General features: G+C 72.9%; 23 protein-coding genes. 11 read left to right on the top strand and 12 right to left on the bottom strand.

The window, feature by feature from the left end; genetic code table 11:
* The first annotated feature begins 223 nt into the window (after nt 1-223).
* From ACIQFZ_RS24505 to ACIQFZ_RS24495, 3 genes are all read left to right on the top strand, one after another.
* On the top strand, nt 224-1,594 hold the full coding sequence (locus ACIQFZ_RS24505; RefSeq protein ID WP_402692130.1) for a DUF692 family multinuclear iron-containing protein: 1,371 nt from the start codon (nt 224-226) through the stop codon (nt 1,592-1,594).
* 117 nt (nt 1,595-1,711) lie between these two features.
* Nucleotides 1,712-2,536, top strand: a complete 825-nt coding sequence (locus tag ACIQFZ_RS24500) for a TIGR04222 domain-containing membrane protein (RefSeq protein ID WP_402692127.1) — start codon at nt 1,712-1,714, stop codon at nt 2,534-2,536.
* A 215-nt stretch (nt 2,537-2,751) separates the two neighbouring features.
* Nucleotides 2,752-4,410 carry an alpha/beta fold hydrolase gene (locus ACIQFZ_RS24495; protein WP_383061257.1) on the top strand — a complete coding sequence of 553 codons (1,659 nt, stop codon included), beginning with the start codon at nt 2,752-2,754 and terminating at the stop codon, nt 4,408-4,410.
* A gap of 42 nt (nt 4,411-4,452) precedes the next feature.
* On the opposite strand, the gene hemQ is transcribed toward ACIQFZ_RS24495, so the two are convergent.
* Both hemQ and hemG read right to left on the bottom strand, forming a co-directional pair.
* Nucleotides 4,453-5,184 (bottom strand): hydrogen peroxide-dependent heme synthase, encoded by a 732-nt coding sequence (gene hemQ / locus ACIQFZ_RS24490; protein ID WP_365435557.1) that lies wholly within the window; start codon nt 5,182-5,184, stop codon nt 4,453-4,455.
* Between the two features lie 4 nt (nt 5,185-5,188).
* Nucleotides 5,189-6,643 carry a protoporphyrinogen oxidase gene (gene hemG / locus ACIQFZ_RS24485; protein ID WP_383061258.1) on the bottom strand — a complete coding sequence of 485 codons (1,455 nt, stop codon included), beginning with the start codon at nt 6,641-6,643 and terminating at the stop codon, nt 5,189-5,191.
* Nucleotides 6,644-6,803: 160 nt separating this feature from the next.
* Here hemG and ACIQFZ_RS24480 point away from each other — a divergent pair, with 160 nt between their 5' ends.
* From ACIQFZ_RS24480 to ACIQFZ_RS24465, 4 genes are all read left to right on the top strand, one after another.
* Entirely contained in the window at nt 6,804-7,796 is a 993-nt protein-coding gene (locus tag ACIQFZ_RS24480; RefSeq protein ID WP_402692126.1) for a DUF4349 domain-containing protein, read from the top strand.
* Between the two features lie 78 nt (nt 7,797-7,874).
* A complete protein-coding gene (locus tag ACIQFZ_RS24475) occupies nt 7,875-9,284 on the top strand; it encodes an FAD-dependent oxidoreductase (RefSeq protein ID WP_365424538.1) in 1,410 nt (469 codons plus the stop codon).
* A gap of 113 nt (nt 9,285-9,397) precedes the next feature.
* Complete coding sequence (locus ACIQFZ_RS24470) at nt 9,398-10,216, top strand: rhomboid family intramembrane serine protease (RefSeq protein WP_383061261.1); 819 nt, start codon at nt 9,398-9,400, stop codon at nt 10,214-10,216.
* A 124-nt stretch (nt 10,217-10,340) separates the two neighbouring features.
* Complete coding sequence (locus ACIQFZ_RS24465; RefSeq protein WP_376651049.1) at nt 10,341-10,991, top strand: CatB-related O-acetyltransferase; 651 nt, start codon at nt 10,341-10,343, stop codon at nt 10,989-10,991.
* A gap of 54 nt (nt 10,992-11,045) precedes the next feature.
* Here the strand turns inward: ACIQFZ_RS24465 and ACIQFZ_RS24460 are convergent, their stop codons facing one another.
* The 7 genes from ACIQFZ_RS24460 to ACIQFZ_RS24430 all read right to left on the bottom strand — a co-directional run bounded on the left by ACIQFZ_RS24460 (nt 11,046) and on the right by ACIQFZ_RS24430 (nt 18,047).
* Nucleotides 11,046-12,020 (bottom strand): PDR/VanB family oxidoreductase, encoded by a 975-nt coding sequence (locus ACIQFZ_RS24460; RefSeq protein ID WP_365774247.1) that lies wholly within the window; start codon nt 12,018-12,020, stop codon nt 11,046-11,048.
* Nucleotides 12,020-12,520 carry a hypothetical protein gene (locus ACIQFZ_RS24455; RefSeq protein WP_365424545.1) on the bottom strand — a complete coding sequence of 167 codons (501 nt, stop codon included), beginning with the start codon at nt 12,518-12,520 and terminating at the stop codon, nt 12,020-12,022. Before ACIQFZ_RS24455 ends, ACIQFZ_RS24460 begins: the two co-directional genes overlap by 1 nt.
* A gap of 83 nt (nt 12,521-12,603) precedes the next feature.
* Nucleotides 12,604-13,392, bottom strand: coding sequence for an amino acid ABC transporter ATP-binding protein (locus ACIQFZ_RS24450; protein ID WP_361421615.1), 789 nt, complete (start codon nt 13,390-13,392; stop codon nt 12,604-12,606).
* Entirely contained in the window at nt 13,389-14,330 is a 942-nt protein-coding gene (locus ACIQFZ_RS24445; RefSeq protein ID WP_402692125.1) for an amino acid ABC transporter permease, read from the bottom strand. Before ACIQFZ_RS24445 ends, ACIQFZ_RS24450 begins: the two co-directional genes overlap by 4 nt.
* A 1-nt stretch (nt 14,331) precedes the next feature.
* Nucleotides 14,332-15,249 (bottom strand): ABC transporter substrate-binding protein, encoded by a 918-nt coding sequence (locus tag ACIQFZ_RS24440; RefSeq protein WP_402692124.1) that lies wholly within the window; start codon nt 15,247-15,249, stop codon nt 14,332-14,334.
* Between the two features lie 741 nt (nt 15,250-15,990).
* Nucleotides 15,991-17,004: a succinylglutamate desuccinylase/aspartoacylase family protein gene (locus ACIQFZ_RS24435; protein WP_365424550.1), complete on the bottom strand. Its 1,014-nt coding sequence runs from the start codon at nt 17,002-17,004 to the stop codon at nt 15,991-15,993.
* A gap of 5 nt (nt 17,005-17,009) precedes the next feature.
* Entirely contained in the window at nt 17,010-18,047 is a 1,038-nt protein-coding gene (locus ACIQFZ_RS24430; RefSeq protein ID WP_376651052.1) for a Rieske 2Fe-2S domain-containing protein, read from the bottom strand.
* Nucleotides 18,048-18,183: 136 nt separating this feature from the next.
* Here ACIQFZ_RS24430 and ACIQFZ_RS24425 point away from each other — a divergent pair, with 136 nt between their 5' ends.
* Nucleotides 18,184-18,891: a GntR family transcriptional regulator gene (locus ACIQFZ_RS24425; protein WP_383061266.1), complete on the top strand. Its 708-nt coding sequence runs from the start codon at nt 18,184-18,186 to the stop codon at nt 18,889-18,891.
* Nucleotides 18,892-18,951: 60 nt separating this feature from the next.
* Here ACIQFZ_RS24425 and ACIQFZ_RS24420 read toward each other — a convergent pair whose 3' ends face one another.
* A complete protein-coding gene (locus tag ACIQFZ_RS24420; protein WP_402692123.1) occupies nt 18,952-20,310 on the bottom strand; it encodes an APC family permease in 1,359 nt (452 codons plus the stop codon).
* Between the two features lie 93 nt (nt 20,311-20,403).
* Nucleotides 20,404-21,285, bottom strand: a complete 882-nt coding sequence (locus ACIQFZ_RS24415; protein WP_365424557.1) for a carbon-nitrogen hydrolase family protein — start codon at nt 21,283-21,285, stop codon at nt 20,404-20,406.
* Nucleotides 21,286-21,368: 83 nt separating this feature from the next.
* Between ACIQFZ_RS24415 and ACIQFZ_RS24410 the strand changes: the two genes are divergently transcribed.
* Together ACIQFZ_RS24410 and ACIQFZ_RS24405 are read left to right on the top strand one after the other, a co-directional pair.
* Nucleotides 21,369-22,163 carry an FCD domain-containing protein gene (locus tag ACIQFZ_RS24410; RefSeq protein WP_365424559.1) on the top strand — a complete coding sequence of 265 codons (795 nt, stop codon included), beginning with the start codon at nt 21,369-21,371 and terminating at the stop codon, nt 22,161-22,163.
* Between the two features lie 222 nt (nt 22,164-22,385).
* Nucleotides 22,386-23,732 (top strand): glutamine synthetase family protein, encoded by a 1,347-nt coding sequence (locus ACIQFZ_RS24405; protein ID WP_402692122.1) that lies wholly within the window; start codon nt 22,386-22,388, stop codon nt 23,730-23,732.
* Nucleotides 23,733-23,809: 77 nt separating this feature from the next.
* On the opposite strand, the gene hemE is transcribed toward ACIQFZ_RS24405, so the two are convergent.
* Complete coding sequence (gene hemE / locus ACIQFZ_RS24400; protein ID WP_365774241.1) at nt 23,810-24,880, bottom strand: uroporphyrinogen decarboxylase; 1,071 nt, start codon at nt 24,878-24,880, stop codon at nt 23,810-23,812.
* Nucleotides 24,881-25,005: 125 nt separating this feature from the next.
* Between hemE and ACIQFZ_RS24395 the strand changes: the two genes are divergently transcribed.
* Nucleotides 25,006-25,689, top strand: a complete 684-nt coding sequence (locus ACIQFZ_RS24395) for a DUF3000 domain-containing protein (RefSeq protein ID WP_365424565.1) — start codon at nt 25,006-25,008, stop codon at nt 25,687-25,689.
* Nucleotides 25,690-25,852: the final 163 nt, after the last annotated feature.

Here is a 25,852-nt window from a genome sequence, read left to right as displayed (position 1 = left end):
CACAGCGTGAAAGGGAGGTCGTCGTCATGTCCGGCAGATTCCCATGTGGGTGAACCACTCGATCCCCGAACGATCACCGAAGGTTTAATTTCAAGCTAAGCCCCACAGGGCTTAGCTCAAATGTTGCTCTGAAGGTGCGGGCGGCGGGGTTCGGGTCCCGGCGCCCGGGCCATACCCCCGTCACGTGCACCGTGTGGAGCGGGCAAGAGGGGGCGAGGCCACGATGGAGCGGCTGGGGACGGGGATCGGGTGGCGGCCGGAGATCGCGGACGCCGTGGAGGAGATGCCGGGCGTCGACTGGGTCGAGGCCGTCGCCGAGAACGTGTGTCCCGCGCATCTTCCCGAGTCACTGCTGCGCCTGCGCCGCCGCGGGGTGACCGTGGTGCCGCACGGGGTCTCGCTCGGCCTCGGCGGTGCCGACCGGCCGGACGAGGGCCGGCTGAGCGCCCTCGCCGAGCGGGCGCAGGCGCTCGGCTCGCCGCTGGTGACCGAGCACATCGCGTTCGTGCGCGCGGGCGGCACGCTGACCGCCTCCCCGCGGCTGGAAGCCGGGCATCTGCTGCCCGTGCCGCGCACCCGCGACGCCCTCGACGTGCTGTGCGAGAACGTCCGGATCGCTCAGGAGGCACTGCCCGTGCCGCTCGCCGTGGAGAACATCGCCGCGCTGCTGGCCTGGCCGGACGAGGAGCTGACGGAGGGCCAGTTCCTGTACGAACTGGCCGACCGCACGGGTGTGAGGCTGCTGATCGACGTGGCCAATCTGCACACCAACCACGTGAACCGCGGAGAGGAACCGGCCCGGGCGCTGGCCGAACTCCCCCTCGAAGCCATCGCGTACGTCCATGTGGCGGGCGGCTTCGAACGCGACGGCGTCTGGCACGACAGCCACGCCCACCCGGTGCCGCGGCCGATCCTCGACATCCTGACCGACCTCGCCTCGCGCGTCGCCCCGGCGGGGGTCCTGCTGGAGCGCGACGAGAACTTCCCCGAACCGGCTGAACTGGAGCGGGAGTTGACGGCCATCGGAACAGCGGTGGAGTCGGGGCGTACGGCGGCCCGGCGGGCGGTCGATCCCGCCCCCGGCCCCGACCGCGCCCCCACCTCCGGTCCCGGCCAGGCACCGGACGCCGGCGGCCGCGGTGCGCCCGGACCGGATCCGCGGACGGCCGGCGGCACCGAGCCCGCGCGGCAGCGGCTCGCCCTCGCGCAGACCTCGCTGCTGTCGGCGCTCGTCGCCGGGACGCCCGCGCCGGAGGGGTTCGACCGGGTGCGCATCGGCGTGCAGGCACGGTCGCTGGCCGCGAAGCGGGCGGACGTCGTGGCCAAGGTGGCGCCCGAACTGCCAATGCTGCTCGGCGAGGGGTACCGGACCGCTTTCCTCGCGTATGCGCAGAGTCACCCGATGACCGGGGGCTACCGGCAGGACGCCTTGGAGTTCGCGGAGTCCCTGCTGCTGACCGGCAGGCCCCGGAACGAGGGCGTCCGGCGGGAGTTGCGGGAGTGGTGGCTGGACCGCTCGGGGCCGGCGCCGCGGTCGCGCCGTCCGGCGGTACGGGTGGCCCGCGCGGCCCAGCGGGTGCTGCTGCGTCGCTGATCCCGGCCCCGACGCCCTGACCTCGGGAAACAAACGGAACGTCACATACCGGCAACACCTTGTCCGGATGGCGAACAAGGCATGGCGTTTCCCAGGCCTCTGGCATAGAAACGCGTCATGTTCTGGGTCCTTCTCCTGCTCCTGGCCTGGGCCTTCGCGGGCTCGGCGTGTATGCGGCTGTGCCTGGCCGCAGTACGCGCCGCGGCCGTCGACGTGGACGCGGGCCGGGGCCGTGATCTGACGCTCTACGAGGCGGCGTTCCTCTCGGGCGGACCCGCGCGGGTCGCCGATCTGACCCTGGTCTCCATGGCACGCCAGCGCCGGCTGCTGCTCGCGCACACCGGCTGGGCGACGGTCGTCGATCCGCGCGGGCGGGACGAGATGGAGCGTTCCGTCATAGGTGCGATCGGCCCGGAGGGACAGTCCCGGATCGCGCCGGTGCGCACGGCCGCGGCCACCGCGGACGCGGTGCGCGGCCTCGCCGACCGGCTCGTCAGCGCCGGTCTCGCCGTGCCGGACGGGGACGGGTCCACGATCGCGGCCGGGGTCCGCCGGGTGCGGACGGCCACGCTGGCCGTCCTCGCCCTGGGCACGACCGCGCTGCTGCTGCCCGGCCCGACCGGGATGCCCCGCGAGCTGATCGCCCTCTGGTTCGCGCTGCCGCTCGCGCTCACCCTGAGCTGCCTGGCCATCGCCCGCTTCGAGGTCCACCCGTACTCGCGTTGGGCGTCCCCGGCCGGACAGCGCCTGCTCGGCGCGCTGAACCGGCGGGTGAACGGGACCGGTGACGAGCGTACGTACCTGGCGTCCGTGGCCGTGCACGGCGTCAGCGCGATCGGCGAACCGAACCTGCGCGCGGCCTTCGCCCACCGCGACCAGCCCCCGTCCGACCGGCCCTCGCGCGGTACGCCCCCGCACGGCCGGGCCCTCCGGGACCGGTAACCCGCGACCGGCCCGGGCCAGAACCAACGGGCGTACGGGCACAGGAATGTGGGCGTACGGGCGCCGGTGCGTGCCAGAGCGCGCGCCCGGCACCAGCGCTCGCGCGGGGCGCGTCGGGAGCATCGGCGCCGACACCGGCGGGGCGGTGCTTGCCCTCCCCACCAGGGCGAACGAAACATCCCTTCTGTCGCTGCCGTGCACCGAAGGGATACGCGATGACCGCTGCCGCCGTCTGGACGGCCGCCGGGTCCCTGGTCCTCACCGCCCTCGCCGGCGCCCCGGCCTCGGGCGCCGCGCGCCTTCCCGGCACCGCGGCGGAACCGCGCGGCATCGTCGTGGCCGCGGCGCGCGCCCAAGCGGCCGGAATCGACTTCGGCGCGTGCCCGAAGGCGCGGGACCTGCCCGGCACCATGGAGTGCGGCACGGTTGTGGTGCCCCTCGACTACGCGCACCCCGACGGCGAGCGGATCCGGCTCGCCGTCAGCCGGGTGCGGGCCACCCACAAGGACCCGCGCAACAGCAAGCGCAGAGTGCCCCGTCAGGGCGTCCTGGTGTTCAACCCGGGCGGTCCCGGCGCCGACGGCACCTCCTTCCCGCTCATGGGTCTGCTGCCGGAGTGGAAGCGCGTCGCCGCCGCGTACGACCTCGTCGGCTACGCCCCGCGCGGGGTGGGCCGGTCGGCCCCGCTGTCCTGCCAGGACCCGAAGGGCTTCTTCAAGGCGCCCACACCCGCGCCGACGCACCCCTCACGGGCGTACAAGGAGCAGCGCGTCGCCGAGGCCAAGGCGTACGCGGGCGGCTGCGCCCGGCGCGCGGGCCAGGCGCTGCGGCACTACAACTCCCTCAACAACGCCCGCGACCTGGACGTGCTGCGGGCGGCGCTGGGTGAGGACCGGCTGACGTTCGTGGGCGCCTCGTACGGCACCTACTTCGGCGCCCTGTACGCCACGCTGTTCCCTTCGCACGTGCGCCGGATGGTCTTCGACGCGGCGGTGAACCCTGCGCCGGACCGGATCTGGTACCGCAACAACCTGGACCAGTCGGCCGCGTTCGAGGCCCGCTGGGCGGACTTCCGGGAGTGGACGGCCCGGCACGACGACGTGTACGCGCTGGGCCGCACGGCCGGGCAGGTGCAGAAGAGCTACGACAGGGCGCGGGAGCGGCTCGCCGCCGAACCGGCGGGCGGCTCGGTGGGACCGGGGCAGTTGCAGGGCCTGTTCCTGACGGCCGGGTACTACGACGACTACTGGCCGGGCGGTGCCGAGGCCCTGTCGGCGTATCTGAAGGGCGACCCCAAGCCGCTGGTCGCGCTGGCGGCCCCGCACCGGGAGGGGGCCGCCGAGGCGGAGAACGGCAACGCGGTCTACACGGCCGTGGAGTGCAACGACGCCGACTGGCCGACGGACTTCGAGGTCTGGGACCGGGACAACACCCGGCTCGCGCGGCTGGCGCCGTTCGAGACCTGGAGCAATGTGTGGGCGAACCTGCCGTGCGCCTACTGGAAGGCACCCCGGCAGCGGCCCCTGGATGTGCGGACCGGGCCGGGTGAGCTGCCGCCGACGCTGATCCTGGCCGCAGAGCGGGACGCGGCCGCTCCGTACGACGGCGCCCTGGAGCTGCGCCGGCGCCTGGCCGGTTCGGTGCTGGTGACCGAGCGGGGCGCGGGCACGCACGGCATCGCGGGCGGGCCGAACGCGTGCGTCAACGCGTATCTGGACGCCTACCTGCTCCAGGGCCGCCTGCCGGTGCGGCAGGCGGCGTGCGCCCCGCGCGCGGAGCCGAGGCCGGACGGCCCGACCTTCCACGAGTCCCGCGCACGCCAACTGCGCGAGGCCCTGAAGAACGCCACCGGCCGGCCCGCCGCCACCCACTGACCAAGCCGGGTCCCGGGGCCGGCCACGGGACCCGGCCGGGTGTCAGGCCAGACCCGCCACCAGCTCGGCGATGTCCTTGCGGCGCCCGGTGAAGAACGGGATCTCCTCGCGGACGTGCCGGCGGGCCTCCGAGGCGCGCAGGTGCCGCATGAGGTCGACGATGCGGTGCAGCTCGTCGGCCTCGAAGGCGAGGACCCACTCGTAGTCGCCGAGGGAGAAGGACGCGACCGTGTTGGCCCGCACGTCCGGGTAACCCCGGGCCATCTTGCCGTGGTCGGCGAGCATGCGGCGGCGGTCCTCGTCCGGCAGCAGGTACCAGTCGTAGGAGCGCACGAAGGGGTAGACGCTGACGTAGTCGCGCGGCGTCTCGTCGGCGAGGAACGCCGGGATGTGCGAGCGGTTGAACTCGGCGGGACGGTGCAGCGCCATGTTCGACCACACCGGCTCCAGCGCGCGGCCGAGCCTCGTGCGGCGGAAGAGGTTGTACGCCTCCTGGAGCTGGTCGCTCGTCTCGGCATGCCACCAGATCATGAGGTCGGCGTCGGCGCGCAGGCCCGAGAGATCGTACGTGCCGCGGATGGTCACGTCCTTGGCGGCGAGCTGGTCGAACAGCTCCTGGACCTCGTCCGCGTAGCCCGCGCGGTCCTCCGGAAGCAGATCCTTCAGCTTGAAGACGGACCACAGCGTGTAGCGGATGACCTCGTTGAGGTCCTTGGCCAGCTTGCCCTTGTTCGGGATCCTGCCGGACTCGGTGGTGGGGGCGTCGTCACTCATGAGGCTATTCTCCCGCTCCGCCGTGCAGACTCTGCACCGGGTCCGCGGTCAGCTCCCGCACGGCGCGCAGGTCGCCTTCCAGCTGGTCCACGGCCGCGTACGCGCTCGCGACGCACGCGGGGATGCCCACCCCGTCGTACACCGCGCCGCACACCGCCAGACCGGGCAGCTTGCCGACGTGCTCGCGGATGCGGGCCACGCGCGCGTGGTGGCCGACGGGGTACTGGGGCAGGCCGTCGGTCCAGCGGGTGACGCGGGTCTCCAGGGGCGCGGCGTCCAGGCCGGTCGCCTCGCGCAGGTCGTGCCGGGAGACCTCGACGAGGTCGGCGTCCTCGCGCTGAAGGATCTCCGTCTCGCCGTACCGCCCCACGGAGGTGCGCAGCACGAGCACGTCCGGGTTCTCGTCGGCGATCCAGCCCCACTTCTGGGAGGCGAAGGTGGACGCCTTGATGGTGCGGCCGTCGACGGGGGGCACCAGGAAGCCGCTGCCCTCGGGCAGGGCGGTGCCGGCGCGGCGGTAGGCGAGGGTGATCAGGGCCATGGAGGCGTACTCGACGGCCCGCAGCTCGGCGGCGGCCTCCGGAGACTCGGCGCGCAGCAGCCCGGCGGCGGCGGGCGCGGGCACGGCGACGACCACCGCGTCGGCATGCAGCACGCGGTCACCGGCGGCCACCCGCCAGGACGTACGGTCCTGCCGGCGCAGCTCCGTCACGGGGGTCCCGGTCAGGATCTCGCCGCCGCGGGCCCGCACCGACTCCGCGACCGCGAGCGGCAGCCGGCCCACACCGCCCTCGACGCCCATGAACACCGGCCCGGTCTGCTGTGCGGCGGCCGCCGCGGCCTGGATCTCGCGGACCCCCTCCAGCAGCGAGTCGTGGGTCTGCGCGGCCCGGAAGAGCTGGGGGACGGCCGAACGCATCGAGATGCGGTAGGCGTCGCCGGCGTAGACCCCGCCGAGCAGGGGCTCGACCAGGCGGTCGACGACCTCGCGGCCCAGGCGTGCGGCCACGTACTCGCCGACCGCCACGTCGTCGCCGACCTCCGTACGGGGCAGCTCGTTGTCGCGCCCGATGCGGGCGAGGCCCTCCTCGGACAGCACGCCGGCCAGCGCGGAGGCGGTGCCGGGGACGCCCATGACGTGTCCCTTCGGCATGGGCCGCAGGGCGTCGCGGGTCCAGATGGAGGCGCTCGCCGTGGCGGGCGGCTGGAGGTGCCCGGCGAGTCCCGTCTCGCGCGCGAGGGTCACGGCCTCGGGCCGGCGGGCCAGCATCGACTCGGCTCCCAGGTCGACGCGGACGCCGGCGATCTCGCCCGGCAGCAGCTTGCCGCCGACCCGTTCCGCCGCCTCCAGCACGGTCACCCGCGCCCCGCGCTGCAACAGCCGGTGCGCGGCCGCCAGCCCCGCGATCCCGGCCCCGATGACGACGACATGGCCCGTGCCCGTACCCGTTGCGCTCATGAGCCCACTCTCTCAGACCGCTCCGACGCTGCTCCCGTGCCCCGGTGTCCGGCCCGAGTCGTGAACGTGACCGCATCGGAACCGTTTTCGGCCAACGTCTCGCGCGGCTCGGGAGTCGAAGAAGCGTCATCGGTCAAGAAGACCCTCGGGGGTATGCCACATGCGCACACGACGTTCCGTCCGGCCCGCTTCCGCCCTGGCCGGGCTCCTGCTCGCCGCCGCCCTCGCGCTCACCGGGTGCGGCGCGGGCGGCAGCAACGACTCCTCCACCAAGTCCGCCGCCGCCGCGGCCGGCGGCGAGGCCCAGAAGGGCGCGGCGGACAGCGGCCGCGGCACGGCCTCCAAGGCGAGGGCCACCGCGCCGCCTCGGATCGGCGCGAGCCACATCATCCGCACCGCCTCGCTCACCGTGCAGGTCAAGGACGTGCCGAAGGCCCTCGACACGGCCCGCACCACCGTCGAGAACGCCGGGGGCTACGTCGGCGACGAGAGCACCAGCCGCGACGAGGACGGCCACGAACGCACGCGTGTGGTGCTGCGCGTGCCCGCCGACAGGTACGACGAGGTCCTCAGCGGCCTGGAGGGCACCGGCAAGCTGATCGAGCGCACGGCGAAGGCGCAGGACGTCACCGACCAGGTCGTCGACGTGGACAGCCGCATCAAGTCGCAGCGCGCGAGTGTGGCGCGGGTGCGCGAGCTGATGGACCGGGCGACGCGGCTCAGCGACGTGGTCAGCCTGGAGGGCGAGTTGAGCCGCCGCGAGTCCGACCTGGAGGCACTGCTGGCCCAGCAGTCGTCGCTGAAGGATCGCACCAGCCTGGCCACCATCACCCTGTCGCTGTCCCGGACCCCGGCCGCGCCGGTGGTCGCCGAGGACGACGAGCCCGGATTCGTGGACGCGCTGGCGGGCGGCTGGCACGTGTTCGTCACCGTGCTCCGCTGGATCGCCCTGGCCATCGGGGCGCTCCTCCCGTTCGCCGCGGCGGCGGCTCTCCTCGTGGCGCTGTGGCTGTGGGTCGTACGGCCCCGGCTGCCCCGGCGCCCCGCCGCCGCGACGCCCACCATGACCGCCCTGGGCGCGGTGCCGGACTCCCGGCAGGCGCCCGCGGACCCGGCCGGGAAGCCCAGCGCCGAACCGGACCCCCAGGACTGAGACGCCCTCGGGACTGAGACGCCCTCGGGACTGAGACGACCTCGGGACTGGGACGACCCGTCCCCGTAGCGTGTTCGCATGGACGTGAGCGCTGCGCGGGATGCCCGGGGAACCAAGGAACGCCTTGTCGTGATCGGCGGCGACGCCGCGGGGATGTCCGCGGCGTCGCAGGCACGACGGCTGCGCGGGCCGGACGAGCTGGAGATCGTGGCGTTCGAACGCGGCCACTTCACCTCGTTCTCGGCATGCGGCATCCCATACTGGGTGGGCGGCGACGTCGGCGAGCGGGACCTGCTGATCGCCCGCACGCCCGAGGAGCACCGCGCGCGGGGCATCGACCTGCGGATGCGCACCGAGGTGACGGAGATCGACGTGGCCGCCGGCCGCGTGCGCGCGCGGGACGTCGATTCCGGCGCGGAGTCCTGGACGCCGTACGACAAGCTCGTGATCGCGACCGGGGCCCGCCCCGTCCGGCCCGACATGCCCGGCGCCGACGCGCCCGGCGTGCACGGGGTGCAGACCCTCGACGACGGGCAGGCCCTGCTGGACAGCCTCGCACGCGCGCGTGGCCGCCGGGCGGTGGTGATCGGGGCGGGCTACATCGGGGTGGAGATGGCCGAGTCGCTCATCAAGCGCGGCTACGAGGTGACGGTCGTCAACCGCGGCCGGGAGCCGATGTCCACGCTCGACCCCGACATGGGCTGCCTGGTGCACCGGGCCATGTCGGGCCTGGGCATCACCATGATCGACGACGCCGAGGTGACCAAGGTGCTCACCGGCGACGACGGCCGGGTCCGGGCGGTGGCGACCACGGACGCCGAGTACCCGGCGGACGTGGTCGTGCTGGGCATCGGGGTACGCCCGGAGACCGCGCTCGCGCGGGCGGCCGGGCTCCCGCTCGGTGCGCGCGGCGGGCTGCTCACCGACCGGGCGATGCGGGTGCGCGGCCACGAGAACATCTGGGCCGGCGGCGACTGCGTGGAGGTCCTGGACCTGGTCTCCGGACAGCTGCGCCACGTCCCGCTGGGCACTCACGCCAACAAGCACGGACAGATCATCGGCACCAACGCGGCCGGCGGCTACGCCACCTTCCCGGGCGTGGTCGGCACCGCGGTGAGCAAGGTGTGCGACCTGGAGATCGCGCGCACCGGGCTGCGCGAGAAGGACGCCCGCCGGGCGGGCCTGAAGTTCGAGACGGTCACCATCGAGTCGACCAGTCGCGCGGGCTACTACCCCGGCGCCTCCCCGATGACCGTCAAGATGATCGCCGAACGCCGCACCGGCCGCCTGCTGGGCGTGCAGATCGTCGGCCGTGAGGGCGCGGCGAAGCGGGTCGACATCGCCGCGGTCGCCCTCACGGCCGGTCTGACGGTGGAGCAGATGACGGCCCTGGACCTGGGCTACGCGCCACCGTTCTCCCCGGTGTGGGATCCGGTGCTGGTGGCGGCCCGCAAGGCCGCGGCGAAGGTCCGTGACAGCATGGCGTGAGCCCTGGCCGGCCAGGATCTCCCGTTGGGGCATGCGTATACGCGTGGGGCATACGTATACGCGGACGGCGGCGTTCGCCGGTTCGGCGAGCGCATCGCGGGCAGAACTTTTCTGTGGTCATTCCCGTCCATGATGTGAACCCGTCGCGGCGCACCCCGTGGGTGACGTACGCCCTGATCGCCGCGAACTTCGTCGTGTTCCTGCTCACCCCCGGCATCTCCGGGTCCTTCACGGGCAGCAGCACACTGGCGCAGCTGTGCCATCTCCAGGCTTTCACGGAGCAGTACGCGCTGGTGCCCAGAGAGTTGATCCACCATCAGCTGCCGGCACTGGTCCCGACGGGCGCCGTCGGGGTGGGCCCGCACGGCCCGGGCTGCGTGGTGGGGCCGCCCGCCTACGACAAGTCGCCCGTGCTGTCGGTCCTCACGGCGATGTTCCTGCACGGCAGCTGGCTGCACCTGCTGGGCAACATGCTGTTCCTCCTCATCTTCGGCAACAACATCGAGGACCGCATGGGCCACCTGCGGTACCTGCTGTTCTACGTCGTCTGCGGCTACGCGGCCGGATACGGCTTCGCGCTGCTCAACGCGGCCTCCAGTGAGCCCCTGATCGGCGCGTCGGGGGCGATCGCGGGCGTCCTGGGCGCCTACCTGGTGCTGTATCCCAGGGCGCGCGTGTGGGTGCTCGTGCCCTTCCTGATCTTCCTGCCGCTGCGGCTGCCGGCCTGGGTGGTGCTGGGCTTCTGGTTCGTGCTCCAGGCGTTCTACTCCTCCGGCCAGGCCGTCGCCGAGGCGGGGACCGTGGCCTACGCGGCCCACGTGGTCGGCTTCATCGCGGGCATGCTGCTCGCCTGGCCCCTCAAGCCGGGTACTCCCCCACCTCCCGAACCGCGCAGCATCCTCTTCGGACGGCAGACGCGACGGGCCTGGTAGGGGGCGGGTCGGACCTCCTTACTCGGGGGCACCGGCCGGCACGCGGTAAACCGGTGTCCTGGACGGCGCGTTGCCGCGATCATGGACCGGACACCGACACGCAACCGATGAGGAACCGTCCGCCATGCCTGTCCCCGCCGACCCGACGGTCCTTCACCCGATGCCCGAGCAACCGCGGGTGGTGCTGCTCCGGCCGCTGGTGAAGTCCCCACTGATCGAGGTCGGGGAGTACTCCTACTACGACGACCCGGACGACCCGACCGCGTTCGAGACCCGCAACGTGCTCCACCACTACGGGCCCGAGAAGCTGATCATCGGCAAGTTCTGCGCGCTGGGCACGGGAGTGCGGTTCATCATGAACGGCGCCAACCACCGCATGGACGGCCCCTCGACCTTCCCCTTCCCCACCATGGGAGGCTCCTGGTCCGAGCACTTCGACCTGCTCACCGGCCTGCCGAACCGAGGGGACACCGTCGTCGGCAACGACGTCTGGTTCGGCCATGGCACGACGGTGATGCCCGGTGTGCGGATCGGACACGGCGCGATCATCGCCACCGGCGCCGTGGTCACCTCCGACGTACCCGACTACGGCATCGTCGGGGGCAACCCGGCCCGCCTCATCCGCACCCGCTACGACGACCGGGACATCGCCCGGCTGCTGGCGGTGGCCTGGTGGGACTGGCCCGCGGAGCGCATCACCGAGCATGTGCGGACGATCATGTCGGGCAGCATCGCCGATCTCGAAGCCGCCGCCCCGGACGCCCCGCACATGTGACGCGCGCACGGCCGGACCGCGCCGAGGGCCGTGCCCCGGCGCGGGCCCCGGCGGTCAGAGGTCCAGCACCAGCCGGGGGCAGCGGGCGCGGCCGACGCAGATCATCATGGTGTCGTTGGCGGCGCGTTCCTCCTGCGACAGGAGGCTGTCCCGGTGGTCGGGCACGCCTTCGACGACCTTGGTCTCGCAGGTGCCGCAGATGCCCTCCCGGCAGGAGTTCGGGGCGTCGATCCCCTGGTCCTCCAGCGCCTGGAGGATCGTCGTGCCGGCGGGCACGGTGACGCTGCGGCCGGTGCGCTGGAGCACCACCTCGAACTCCCCGTCGGCGTCCGGGGCATCGGGCTCCCGGGGCGCCGCGGCGAACCGCTCGGTGTGCAGGGCGCCGGAAGGCCACGGGGCGCAGAACCGCTCGACGGCGGCGAGCAACGGCTCGGGGCCGCAGCAGTAGACCGCCGTCCCCTCCCTCGGCACGCCCAGGAAGGGCTCCAGGTCGAGCAGGCCGTACTCGTCCTGCGGGCGCACCAGCACCCGGTCGCCGTAGCGGGCCAACCGCGGCAGGAACGCCATGCTCGCTCGCGTCCGCCCGCCGTACAGCAGCGTCCAGCGGGCGCCGGCGGAGGCGGCCCGGTCCAGCATCGGCAGCAGCGGGGTGATCCCGATGCCTCCCGCGACGAACAGGTACTCGGGGACGTCGACCAGCGGGAACCGGTTGCGCGGCCCGGTCACCTCGACCTCCTGGCCGGGGCGCAGGGTCTCGTGCACCGCCCGGGAGCCGCCGCGAGACGCCGGTTCCCTGAGCACGGAGACCCGCCAGACGGACCGGTCCGCGGGCGACCCGTTGAGCGAGTACTGCCGGGTGAGGGAGCCGGGCAGGCTCAGGTCCACGTGCGCCCCCGGCTCCCACGCCGGCAGGTCTCCGCCGTCGGGCCGCCGCAGGTGCACCGAGACCACCCCTTCGGCCTCCCGGACCAGGGCGGACACACACAGCCGAAGCCGCCGCTCCCCGTCCGCGACGGGTGCCGCCGCCATCAGGGCACCCAGCTCAGGGTGCGGCCCCGGGCGGAGCCGAGGCGGACCACGGCGACCCGGGTGTCCGGACCGTCCGAGGGGCTTGGGCCGTCCGGGTGCCGGACGTCCACGTGCAGGGGGTCGTCTCCCGCCAGCACCATCGCGTCCGCGTCGGCCAGCAGGTGCCGTTCCTCCACCAGCAGCCGTCCCCCGGTGGAGACCAGGACCAGCACGTCGTCCTCGGCGCGGTCCACGGTCGTCCCGGCTCCGGGGTCGAGTACCTCGACACGGGCACGGACCGCGGCGGGGTCGGCCGCGACCTCCAGCAGCGCCCCGTCCGGCAGGGCTTCGGTGATCCGCCGCGCCCCGGGCAGCGGGGCGGTGCTGGGGCCGTGTCCTTCGGCGAGCAGCCGCACCTGCCACTGCCAGGGCTCACGGCGGGGCGTGTCCGGTGCGGCCGCGACCTCCCGGCAGCCGCCGTCCACCTGCCGGTGGGCGTTGGCGCGGAGCAGGAGCCTCATCGGTCGTCCTCCTTCGTCGTCACTCGGAACTCGAGGGGGTTTCTCACTCGAGGGGGTTTCTCAAGGGTGGGTGCCGGGGGCGCTCATCGCACGGCGGCCAGGAAGGCCTTGGTCCGTTCGTGTCGGGGTGCGGTGATGACCTGCCGGGCGGGTCCGGTCTCGACGACCTGGCCGCCGTCGAAGAAGACCACCCGGTCGGCGACCTCGCGGGCGAAGCTCATCTCGTGGGTGACCACGATCATGGTCATGCCGGACGCGGCCAGGTCCCGCATCACCCTGAGCACGTCGCCGACGAGTTCGGGGTCCAGGGCCGACGTCGGCTCGTCGAACAGCATCAGCTTGGGCCGCATGCACAGCGCCCTGGCGATGGCCACGCGCTGCTGCTGCCCGCCGGACAGGTGGCGCGGGTAGGCCTGGGCCTTGTCCTTGAGTCCCACCTGGTCGAGCAGGTCCAGCGCCCGCTCGGTGACGACCGCCTTGGGCTCCTTCAGCGCCCGCCGGGGCGCCTCGACGAGGTTCTCCAGCACGGTCATGTGGGGGAAGAGGTTGAAGTGCTGGAACACCATGCCGATCCCGGTGCGCCGGCGGCAGATCTCCTTGTCGCCCAGTTCGTGCAGCCTGGTCCCGCGCTGCTCGTAGCCCATCACCTCGCCGTCCACCCACATCCGGCCGCCGTCGACGGTCTCCAGATGGTTGATGCAGCGCAGGAAGGTGCTCTTGCCCGAGCCGGAGGGGCCGATGAGGCAGACCACCTCGCCCCGCCGGACCTCCAGGTCGACTCCCTTGAGGACCTCCAGCCGCCCGAAGTGTTTGCGGACCTTCTCGGCCCGGACCATCGGGGCCGGTTCCGCGGTGGCACTGCCGGTGGTCATGACTGCCTCCCGGTGGCGATCGGCGCGTGGGTGCTCAGCATCTGCCTCAGCCGCTGGAGCGGGGTGGGCGGCAGCGTGCGGTTGCCGCGCGCGAACCGGCGCTCGACGTAGAACTGCCCGATGGTGAGGATGCTGGTGACGACCATGTACCAGATGCTCGCGACGATGAGCAGCGGGATGGTCTGGAAGTTGCGCGAGTACAGGATCTGCGCGGAGTAGAGCAGGTCGGGCACGGCCAGCACGCTCACCAGGGCGGTGGTCTTGAGCATGCCGATGGTCTCGTTGCCGGTCGGCGGGATGATCACCCGCATGGCCTGCGGCAGGATCACCCGGCGCATGGTCTGCATCCGGGTCAGGCCCAGCGCTCCGGCGGCCTCGGCCTGACCGTGGTCGACGGACAGGATGCCGGCCCGGACGATCTCCGACATGTAGGCGGCCTCGTTCAGGCCGAGGCCGAGGATGGCCGCGACCAGCGGGGTGATCAGCCGGTTGGCGTCCAGGGACAGGCCCGGGATGCCGAAGGTCAGCGTGGGATAGAGCGCCGCCAGGTTGTACCAGAACAGCAGTTGCACCAGCACGGGCGTACCGCGGAAGAACGAGACGTACAGGAACGCCGCGGACCGCACGACGGGGTTGACCGACAGCCGCATCACCGCGAGGACGATGCCCAGTACGACGCCGAGGACCATGCAGATCGCGGTGAGTTCCAAGGTGACGGCCAGTCCGCGGCCGATGGACACGTCCCGCAGGTAGGTGTTGACGACGTCCCAGCCGAAGCGGGGGTTGGTGAACACCGACCGCAGCGTCGCCGCGCCGATCAGCAGCAGTGCGGCCGCCGTCAGCCAGCGGGCCTGGTGCCGTTTGGGGACGACGGTCGGCTCGGTGTCCGGTGTCTTCGCCTCGGTCTCCCGGGCGAGCGGGGTGGGCAGGGCGGCCATGTCAGCTCCCGGACTTCAGGAGCAGGCCGGCGGGGACGTCCCACTTCTTCATGAGCGACTCCATGGTGCCGTCGGACAGGAGGGCCTTCATGGCCGCGTCCAGGGCCGGCTTGAGCGTGGAGCCCTTGGGCAGCGCGATGCCGACGGGGGACGGCTCGTAGTCGGTGCCGGGGGCGAGCTCGAACTTGCCGTTGGACGCCTTGGCCTGGAGCGCGAGGGAGACCGAGTCGGCCATCACCGCGTCGACCCGGCCGCTGACGACCGCGAGGTTGGCGCCGTCCTGGGAGGGGAAGAGCTCGGCCTTCACCGGGGCCTTGCCCGCGCCGGTGCACTGCTGGGAGATCGCGGGCAACTGGTCGAGACCCTGGAGGCTGCCCTTCTGGGCCGAGACGGTGTGCCCGCACAGCGCCATCGGGTCCATCTTCAGTCCCAGCGGGTTGCCCGCCTTGACCGCGATGCCCGAGCCGCCGTTGAGGTACGGCACGAAGTCGACGGTCTTCGACCGCTCCGAGGTGATGGAGAACGCGGAGGCACCCATGTCGAACTTGCGGGCGGCCAGGCCGGGCAGGATGCCGTCGAACCCGGCGTTGACGTGGGTGACCTTCAGGCCCAGCCTGGCGCCGAGGGCGTCGGTCATGTCGACGTCGAAGCCGATCATCGTCTTGTTGTCGGTGTCGAAGTACTCGAACGGCCGGTAGGACGCGTCGCTCGCCACCGCGAGCACGCCCTTGGACTTGACGTCGGCGGGGAGCAGCGCCGCGGCCGCGGCGTCCACCGCCGCCGTGCCGGCACCACCGCCGGACGCCGGCGCGGACGGCCCCGGCCCGGCGGAACCGCCTTCGGCCGATGCGTTGGTGCAGCCGGCAAGAGCCAGCGCGACGACTGCCGCGAGGAGGGGAAGACGTATCGGATGGCGCACGGGATCGTCCTTCTTGAGGGAGGGCAGGACAGGGGCGGGTGGTCCGTCGACGGGGGCTGAGGGGCGGCCCCCGGGCGGCGATCAGCCGGTGCCCGGAGTGGCGGTACGCCGGACGGCCGGCGGGTGACGGGACCGGCGGCACCGTGGCGGTCGACGGGTGGCAGGACTGGCGAACGCCGGGCGCCGGGTGGCCCGGGCGGGTGGCAGGACTGGTGGTGAACCGGACGGTCGAGCGGGTGGCGGGACCGGCAGCACCACGACGGACAGGGAGTCACAGGACCGGCGGCAGGCCGGGCTTTGGACGGATGGCGGGGTACGCCGGGCCGTCGGCGGGTGGCAGGACCGCCGGCACCATGACGGCCGGCGGGTGACCGGACCAGCGGTGCGCCGGGCGGTCGGCGGATGGGCGGGACGGGTGTTGCCCCGGACGGTCCAGCAGGTGGCAGAACCAGCGGCACCAGGGCGGACAGGCGGTGTCAGGGCCGGCGGAGCACCGGACAGCGGACGGGTGGCGGGACGGCGGCGGTATGCCGGACGGTCGGCGGGTGGCCGAACCGGCGGCACCGTGGCGGGGCGGCGGGTGGCAGGACCGGCCGTACGCCGGACGGTCGGCTGGTGGCCGAACCGGCGCTGCTCCAAGGGGCGTTGGTGGGGCCGGCGGAGCACCGGACGGTCCAGCGGGTGGCGGGACCGGCGGTGCCGTAGCAGTCGGCGGGTGGTGGGAGTCGGGTGTGCCGGCGGTCAGCCGGAGGACGGGGTGTCGGCGTCCGGGCGGTGCGCCGCCAGGCGGTAGAGGGCGTCGCCCAGGTCCACCAGGGGTGGGCGGCGGACGACCGCGACGACGCCGGTGCGGTGGGCGAGGACGGGGACGGAGGGGCGGGCGAGTTCCTCGACGGGGTGGACCCGGGCGATGAGGTCTCCCTCCTCGACCTCCTGGCCGAGGCGGGCGATCGGCTCGAAGAGCCCCCGGGCGGGGGTGTACACGGCCCCGTCGGGGAGCAGGTCGATCCAGCGGGTCGGCGGGGCGGGCGGGGTGTCCGGCTCCGCCGGGAGGATCCCGGCTCCCGCCAGCACCCGGCGCAGTCCGTGGACCGCGTCGGACACGAACGCGGGGTTGACCTCACCGCCGCCGCCCAGCTCGGTGGAGATCATCGCTACCCCGGCGTCGTCGGCCGCGGTGGAGAACGAGCCGGGCTCGAACCGCGCGGGGACGACCATCGTCCACGGCAGCCCCATCCGTTCCGTCAGCCGCCGCTTGGCCTGCCAGGCCTCGGGGCCGGGGCCGTCGTAGACGAAGACCGACGGGAGGTAGTGGCCGGTCGATCCGCCGGAGTGCAGGTCCATCGCCAGGTCCGCGTGCGGCAGCAGTTCGCGGACCAGGGCGTGGGCGAGCTGGTCGGTGGGACCGCCCGTGCCGTTCCCCGGATAGCTGCGGTTGAGGTTGCCGCCGTCGAGCGGGGAGACCCGGGCCGCGGTGCGGACCGCGGGCAGGTTCAGCGCCGGCAGGACGATGAGCCGGCCGGTCAACTGCCCGGGGTCGGTCTCGCGCAGCAGGCGGTGCAGGACCACCTGCCCCTCGTACTCGTCGCCGTGGGTGCCGGCCACGAGCAGGGCCGTCGGGCCGGGTGCGCCGGAGAGCACCGCGACCGGCACGGGGACGACCCCGTTGTCGTGCCGGTTGTCCGAGTGGGTCAGGTGGAGGGCGCCGACCTGGCGCCCTGGCGCGTCGAGGTCGATACCGTGCAGCCGCGTCACGGTCCTCAGCCCTTCGCAGTCCGGCCGGCGGTCTGCTCGGCGGACTGCTCCGCGGCGAGCAGCCGGTTGAGGATCCGGCGGGCCTTGGCGACACCGGCGTCCTGCCCGATGAGCACGTCGTGCTCGCCGTCGGGCCGCTCCCGCATTCCGGTCTCCTGCTCCCGCAGCGCGTCGGCGTCCTCGCGCAGCACGGTCTCCAGGCCGACCTCGAGTTCCTTGGTGGCCCACTCGGCGTCGACCGCGAAGTTGCGGCTGAACGCGTAGTAGTACCAGGTGGTCCGCTCGTCGACCGGGGTGATCCCGTTGAGCACCTTGATGAGGTGGCCCTCCTCGCGCGGGCGCCCCTGGGCGGTGATGCCGGAGTGCAGCACGTGGTAGCTCGGGATGTGGAACTCGGTGGCGTGGAACCGGTCGTACAGGCCCTCGGTGCCCATGGTCCGCGCGTACAGCGGCGGCGCCTCGACGCCGGGCATCAGCCGGTCCACGGTCACGACGTCGCCGTCCACCTCGACCGTGATGCCGTACTCGGGGATGTAGTCGTCGCCGACGGTCGTCTTGTGCAGGAACGTCTCGTGGGTGAGGTCCAGCAGGTTGTCGTGGATGAGATCGTGACGGCACTCGAAGAGCATCGTGTGGGTGACCGTGGCCCACGCGGGGTCGTTCATCCAGTGCGTGTCGGGGACCAGGCTCTCGTCGGCGAGGTCCTCCTCGCCGGTCCACACCCAGATCCAGCCGTCCTTCTCCACGACCGGATAGCGGCGTACGCGGGCCCTGGCGGGAATGGCGGCCTGGGCGGGGACGCGGGTGCACACACCGTCGGGCCCGTAGGCGAAACCGTGGTACCCGCACTCGACGGAGTCCCCGACAGTGCGGCCCGCGGACAGCGGGTAGGCACGGTGGGCACAGCGGTCGGCAAGGGCCACCGCCGCGCCGTCCTGTGTGCGGTACAGCACGATCGGCTGCTCGCAGATAACCCGACGAACGGGCTTGCGGGTGACTTCGGTGGACCAGGCAGCGACATACCAGGTGTTCAGAACGAACACGGCCAGACCTCCTCTGGATGCAGTGCGCACACCGTATACAGTGGGTTCAGAGAAGACAACGGTCCGCGCGAGGTGGAATTCTTCGGCGGAAGCGGTATCCGGTTGGGGGTACGGCCCTCAGGGACGGAGAGCAGACGTGGAGCCTTTGCGCAGCGATCCCAGGGACACCAGGCCGTTGGGCGTCCGCGTGTACGAGCGACTCCGTGACGAGATCGTCTCGGGCGGTCTGGAAGCCGACGCCACCCTGGTGCAGGAGCAGGTCGCGGAGCGCCTCGGCGTGTCCCGCACCCCGGTACGGGACGCGCTGAACCGCCTCGCCCACGAGGGACTGGTCACCTGGCTGCCGGGCAGCGGATACATCGTCAACGCCCTCCAGCCCAAGGACATCGCCGAGGTCTACCAGGTGCGCCAGTCGATGGAGACGCTGGCCCTGCGCCTGGCCTGCGGCCGGCACGACCGGGCCCGGCTGGCCCGGCTCGAGGCGGTGATCGAGGAGATGGCGGCCACGGAACCGGCCGACGCGGCGGCGCAGTTCGAACTCAACCGGGCCTTCCACCGGCTGTTGATCGAGCCCTGCGACAACGCGCTGCTCCTGCGCATGATCGACACCCTCTGGGACCACCCGGTCAACCGCCGCATCACCCGCTCCTACGTCCACGAGCCGGGCAGCGTCCCGGTCATGGTGAGCGAGCACCGCGCCATGCTGGAGGCCGCGGGCGCGGCGGACGAGGACCGCCTGGTCCGCCTGGCGACCGAGCACATGTACACCGGCTACCGGCAGACCCTGCCCGCGGACAGCGGCCTGGAGCTGGTACCGGGGCCGGAGACGGAGCAGTCGCGCTGAAAAGCCGAACGGGGCCGCCGGCAGCGCGGCGGCCCCTCGGCCGGAGAACCCGGGTCCCGGTCAGACCGTTTCGGGGGTCCTGGTCTCCTCGGTGAAGTCGATCTCCGGCGGCGGGGTCCGGAACAGCCGGGTGAGATAGGCGAGGTAGAGCACGCCCACGGCGAGCCAGATCAGGCCCAGGGTGATGGCCTTGCCGTCGAGGCGGGTCAGCAGCCAGATGTCGACCGCCGCGCCGATCACCGGGAAGGCGACGTAGGTGAGCGGGTTGAGCCTGCGGCCCGCGCGACGCTCGCGCAGGAAGGTGGCGATCACGCTGAGGTTCACCGAGGTGAAAGCGGTGAACGCGCCGAAGTTGATGAAGGACGTGGACGTCGCCACGTTGAGTCGCAGCGCGATGAGTCCGATCGCCCCCGTCAGCACGATGTTGACGGCGGGGGTGCGGAACCGGGGGTGGACGAACCCGAAGAAGCGGCGGGGCAGCACCCCGTCGCGGCCCATCGCGAACAGCAGGCGGGAGGCGCTGGCCTGGGCGGCGATGCCCGAGGCGAACTGAGCGACCACCAGGCCGGCCAGGAAGATCGAGGAGAACAGGCTCCCGGCGATCGTCTTGGCGATCTCGAAGGCGGCCGAGTCCGGGTCGGTGAAGGTGCTCCCCGGGTGCACGAGCTGGGTCGTGTACGCGAGCAGGACGAAGATACCGCCGCCGATCAGGGCGATGAGCATGATCGCGCGGGGGATGGTGCGCCGCGGCTCGACGGTCTCCTCGGTGAGGGTGGTGACGGCGTCGAAGCCGAGGAAGGAGTACGCGGCGATGGCCGCTCCGGCCGAGACGCCGACCAGGGTGCTGTTGTCGTTGAGGAACAGCGTGGCGCTGAACAGCCCTCCGGCGCCCGAGTGGCGGAAGACGTGGAGCAGCGAGAAGAGCGCGAAGAAGCCGATGACGAGGACCTGGAAGATCATGAGCAGGTCGTTGGTCTTCTCCGCGGTGCGGATGCCGCGCACGTTCAACGCGGTGGTGATCGCGATGAAGCCGACGATCCAGACCCAGAAGGGCACGCCGGGGAACTGGGCGTGCAGGTAGGCGCCGCCGATCAGCCAGATGACCATGGGCAGGAAGAAGTAGTCGAGGAGCGTCGCCCACCCGACGAGGAAGCCCGCCCTGGAGTCGATGGCCCGCCGCACGTAGGTGTAGGCCGAGCCCGCCACCGGATGGGCCGCGGCCATCTTGCCGTAGCTGTGCGCGGTGAAGATCATCGCGACCATGGCCAGCAGGTAGGCGGTCGGCACGGTGCCGTTGGTCGTCTGCGCGATGACTCCGTACGTGCCGAGCACGATCAGGGGGGTCATGTAGGCGAGACCGAAGGCGACGACTGATCTGAGGGTCAGGGTCCGGTTCAGTGTCGGGGTGGGCTGTTCCATGGCGGGGCTCCAGGGGCGCGTAGGGGCCGGGCGGGCTTCCGGGGATGTGTCGGCGGGCGCGGGGGACGGGGCGGAGGCGGACGTGCCGGGCGGTCAGCCGCCGGCGCGGCGGTCCGGATTCCAGCGGCGGGGGTCGATCCGCCCCTGGTACAGCGGCAGTTCGATCGGGGCGTCACCGTCCTGGAACTGGTCCCACACACGGTTGAGGCCCGCCGTGCCGTGGGTTCGGACCCGGGTGACGTCGTCGAGGTCGAGCACGTCGGTGAGGACGGTGGGCAGGCCGTCGGGGGCCTCGACCCGTACCCGGCCCTCCGGGTCCACCACGAGACTGCGGCCGGTGCCGACCGGGCCCGCGGTGTTGACGCTGATCACGTAGACCTGGTTCACCATGGCGTTGGCCCGGGCCAGGACCAGTTCCTGGGCACGGTCGGCGGTCGTCGTCATGACCGGATTGACGATCACTTCCGCCCCCATCCAGGCCAGATGCCGGGAGACCTCGGGGAACCACGCGTCGTAGCAGATCGCGAAGCCGATCCGGCCCGCCTCGGCCAGGTCGGCCACGACGAAGCGGTCGCCGGGGTCGTACGGCTCATAGGGGCGCCACGGGAAGACCTTGCGGTACGAGGCCGCGAGCCGGCCCTCGGGCGAGAAGGCCAGAGCGGTGTTGAACAGCTCGCCCTGCGGACCACGTTCGCACACACTGCCGGGCAGCAGCCAGATCCCCAGGTCACCCGCCAGCTCGGCGAGCATCTTGGTCCGGGGGCCGTCCAACGGCTCCGCGGACTCCCGCAGCCGGACCTCCCGCTCCTCCCGGGAACCCTCCACCCCGCACAGGTGCAGCTCGGGATAGACCGCCAGACGGGTCCCGGGGAACCTCGCGAGGAGGTCCTGGACCTCGTCGGCGAAGCCGGCCAGCGGCGAGCGGGAGGAGCGCGGAGGGGCCTGCGCGAGGGCGATGGGCAGGGGCCGGGACACGGGAGTCACCACTTTCGGACAGCAGGTGGCCTGATGGCGAAAAAAAATAGAGCACGATGAGCACTTAAACAAGAGTGTTCAAGATGAGCACTTTTGAGTACGGTGTCGCCATGCCCGGCTCCCCCGTGAACTCCCGCCCGGCGCGCGCGGAGCAGGCCACGCACGGCCTGAACGCGCCGCCGCTCACCGCCATCCGGCGGCTGTCCGCACTGGACGCCGTACGGGCCCGTATCGCGCTCGCCGTCGATCTCGGCCTGCTGGCGCCCGGTGAGCGGCTGCCGGGCAGCGACCGGATCGCCGAGGCCCTGGGCGTTTCCGAGATCACGGTCCGCCGGGCCCTGGTGGCCCTGTGCAAGGAGGGCGTGCTGGAGCGCAGACGCGGCCGCACCGGCGGGACGCTGGTGGCCGAGCGGCCCGCGCACTCGACGGTCGGGGCCATCGAGACGTACCGGGCGGCGTCGGCCGACGTGCACCAGCTGATCGACCACCGGCTCGTCCTGGAGTGCGGGGTCGCGCATCTGGCCGCGGTCCGCGGCCTCGACCCGGAGTCCGCGCGGGAACTGGACCGGCTGCTCGAGGAGATGGACCGGGCCCCGAGCTGGGCGGAGTTCCACGGCTGCGACGAGCGGTTCCACATGGCGGTGGCCGCCGCGACCGGACTCGACTCCGTCGCCGAGCCCTACGGCGCCGTGCTACGGGAGCTGTACCGCTACTACCTGCCCTACCCGCTGGACTTCCTGCGCCACTCCAACGACGAGCACCGCGCCCTGGTGAAGGCGATACTGCGCGGGGACGCGGCGGAGGCGGCCGAGGTGGCGCGCCGGCATGTCGAGGAACTCCACAAGAGCATGTTCATGGACCTCCTCGACCGACGCTGACGGACACCGGCGGTCCACTGCCGCGCCGGACGCACCCCCTGCCCCGGCCGGTCCGGCATACCCGCGGTCGGTCCCGGCACCCGCACCCGGCCGCCGCGGCGTTCGCCCACGTCACCGAAGTGATCCGGGCGGGGGCTCCGGCCGCCGGCGCCCCGGCGGCGATCACACTCAAGAGCACGACCGCGGAGCCGATGACGGCCGCACGCGGTGAAGGAGGATGCCATGTCCACCGCGCGCGAGGAGCGGGCCCGGGCGGCCGGGGAGGCCGACCGGCTGACGGCACAGGGAGTGAGCGGGATCGTCCTCACCATGGTGGACAGCGCGGGCATCACCCGGGTCAAGACCGTGCCGGTCTCGGCGCTGCCCGACGCCGTGCGGTGGGGTGTCGCCATGCCGCCGGTCTTCGACCTGTTCCTGGCCGACGACTCCGTCACCACCGCCGGGCACACCGGCGCCCCCGAGGGCGACCTGCGGCTCCTGCCCGACCTCGACCGGCTGACCCCGCTGGCCGCGCAGCCCGGCTGGGCCTGGGCGCCCGCCGACCGCCACGACCAGCGGGGCACTCCGTACCCCGGCTGTCAACGGCTGTTCGCCCGGCGGATGACCGAGCGGGCCGCCGAACGCGGCCTCGCCCTGCGGATGGGCTTCGAGACCGAGTGGGTGGTCGGCCGAGACACGGATCCGTCCCCGTCCCGCCCGGCCGCGGGCCCCGCGTACGGCATGGCACGCTTCGTCGAGCTGTCCGACTACCTGCGCGACGTGCTGGACGCCCTCGTCGCCCAGGGCGTCGCCGTACAGCAGTTGCACCCGGAGTACGCGCCCGGCCAGTTCGAGGTGTCCGTGGCACCCGCGGACCCGGTGGGAGCCGCCGATCTGGCGGTGCTCGTGCGGGAGACGGTCAGGGCGGTCTCCGCGCGGCACGGGCTGACGGCGTCGTTCGCCCCGGTCGTCGAGGCGGGAGCGGTCGGCAACGGACGCCACCTGCACCTCAGTCTCTGGCAGGACGGCCGGAACCTGTGCCGGGACGGGGACGGACCGCACGGCATGACGGCGGTCTGCGAGGCGTTCCTCGCGGGCGTCCTGCGGGAGCTGCCCGCGCTGCTCGCCCTCGGCGCGCCCTCGGCCGCCAGCTACCTGCGGCTCGAACCCTCCCGCTGGGCCGGCGCGTTCCAGTGCTGGGGCCCGGAGAACCGGGAGGCCGCGATCCGCTTCGTCGCCGGGGCACCGGACGCCGGCTGGGCGGCGAACGCCGAGATCAAGAGTTTCGACGCGGCGGCCAACCCCTACCTGGCGGTGGGCGCGGTCATCGCCGCCGGCCTCGCCGGGATCGACGCCGCCGCGACCCTCCCGCCGCCCGAGGTGGGTGACCCCGCCGAGGTGGGAGGGCACAAGCGGCTGCCCACCTCGCTCACCGAGGCGCTGACACACTTCGAGCGGTCGGCGGTGCTGCGCGAGGCACTCGGGGAGTCGCTGTTCGGCGCGGTCGTCGCCGTACGGCGTGCGGAGGCCGCGCGGTTCGAGGGGGCGACCCCGCAGAGCATCGTCGCGGCCACCCGCCTGCGGTACTGACGGCCGGCGACCGGCCCCCGAAGGGCCCGCCCCCGTCCCTCCCCCGGTGCGCCTGGCACCGGGGGAAGGGCGGCGGGTCAGCGCGCGGTCTGCGTGTGGACGTACTCGACGAGGTGGGTGAGCGCGTCGGGGTCGGTCGAGGGCATGACACCGTGGCCGAGGTTGAAGATGTGGCCCTCCAGTCCCGCGGCCGCGTCCAGCACCTCCCGGGCCTTGGCCTCCATGGCCTTCCGGGGCGCGAACACCACGGTCGGGTCGAGGTTGCCCTGGAGCGCCTTGCCGGGGCCGACACGGCGCGCGGCCTCGTCGAGCGGGACCCGCCAGTCGACGCCGACGACGTCCGCGCCCGCCTCGCCCATCAGGCCGAGCAGCTCGCCGGTGCCGACGCCGAAGTGGATGCGCGGGACGCCGTACCCGGCGACGGCCTCGAAGACCTTGGCGGAGGCGGGCAGCACCGAGCGGCGGTAGTCGACCGGCGAGAGGGCGCCGGCCCAGGAGTCGAAGAGCTGCACGGCGCTCGCGCCCGCCTCGATCTGCACCTTCAGGAAGGCGGTCGTGATGGCGGCGAGGCGGTCGAGCAGGTCGGCCCACAGCTCGGGGTCGCCGTACATCATCGCCTTGGCGTTCTCGTACGTGCGGGAGGGGCCGCCCTCCACGAGGTAGCTCGCGAGAGTGAAGGGGGCGCCGGCGAAGCCGATGAGCGGGGTGGACCCGAGCTCGCGGGTGAGCAGGCCGATCGCCTCGGTGACGTAGGAGACGTCCTCGGGGGTCAGGTCGCGCAGCCGCGCGAGGTCCTCGCGGGTGCGCACCGGGCGCTCGACGACCGGGCCGATGCCGGGCTTGATGTCCAGGTCGATACCGATGGCCTTGAGGGGCACGACGATGTCGCTGAAGTAGATCGCCGCGTCCACGTTGTGCCGGCGGACCGGCTGGAGGGTGATCTCGGTGACCAGCTCCGGGCGCATGCAGGACTCGAGCATCGGGATGCCCTCGCGCACCTTGCGGTACTCCGGCAGGGAGCGCCCGGCCTGCCGCATGAACCACACGGGGGTGTGCGGCACGGGTTCACGCCTGCACGCCTTCAGGAAGGCGGAGTCGTAGGTGGCTGTCTGCGGCTGCCGGCTTGCGGGCGTCTGGTTGGCACTCACGCCCGCAAGTCTCGCATGCCCCCGATGACGCGAAGGCCCCGGTGTGCGGCCCCCGGACGGCGCCGCCGACGGCGGCGGGGTGTCTTGCCCTGCACAAAGGCCCGGTTCCCCTTAATCTTCCCGGCATGGCTGCGGCTCAGGGACGACTGTCGGACGGCACTGGCGGAATGGACGATCCGAAGGATCCGGGAAAGGGGGACGACGATGCGAGCAGGACGGCTCAGGCCCCCTTGCCCTTCCGGGCGGCGGTCGAGGCACTGAGGGCCGCGCGGCTGCGGCCGCAGCTGGAGATCGAGCAGGTCCCGCCGCCGCAGCGGCTCGCTCCGTTCACGTACGCGCTGGAGGCCACGGTCGTCGACGGGGAGCAGGACCTGGCCGACGGCCGGCTCGTGCTGCTGCACGACCCGGCCGGGCACGACGCCTGGCAGGGCACCTTCCGGCTGGTGACGCTGGTGCGCGCGGAGCTGGAGCCGGAGATGGCCGCCGACCCGCTGCTGCCGGACGTGTGCTGGTCGTGGCTGACCGGGGCGCTCCAGGCGCGCGGGCTGATGTACGGCGAGCCGAGCGGGACCGTCACGCGCGCCAGTTCGCACTACTTCGGCGGGCTGTCGTCGCGCCCGGCGGCCTCGCAGATCGAGATCCGCGCCTCCTGGACGCCCCGGGAGGGGCTGGGCGGGGTGCCGGACACCGCGGCGCACCTGGCGTCCTGGTGCGATCTGCTCGCCCAGGTCGCCGGGCTGCCGCCGGCCGGTCCGGGGGACGCGTCGGTGGTGACGCTGCCGCAGCGGCGCGGTCCGCAGTCGCGTTGACGCCGGACCCGTCCCCGCGCTGACGAGGGACTGGCACCCACGCTGACGAGGCCCCGCACCCGTGCGCGTACACCTGTCCGGGCGGCTTACCGGCTTCTTGCCGTTTCTTTGTCGATACGGCCACTTTCAGGCAGGTATCGCTCCCGAACGACACCCAAGTGAA

The organism is Streptomyces sp. NPDC093064 (genome assembly GCF_044754605.1).
Classification (GTDB): domain Bacteria; phylum Actinomycetota; class Actinomycetes; order Streptomycetales; family Streptomycetaceae; genus Streptomyces.
This window is presented reverse-complemented; position numbering and strand designations above follow the sequence as displayed.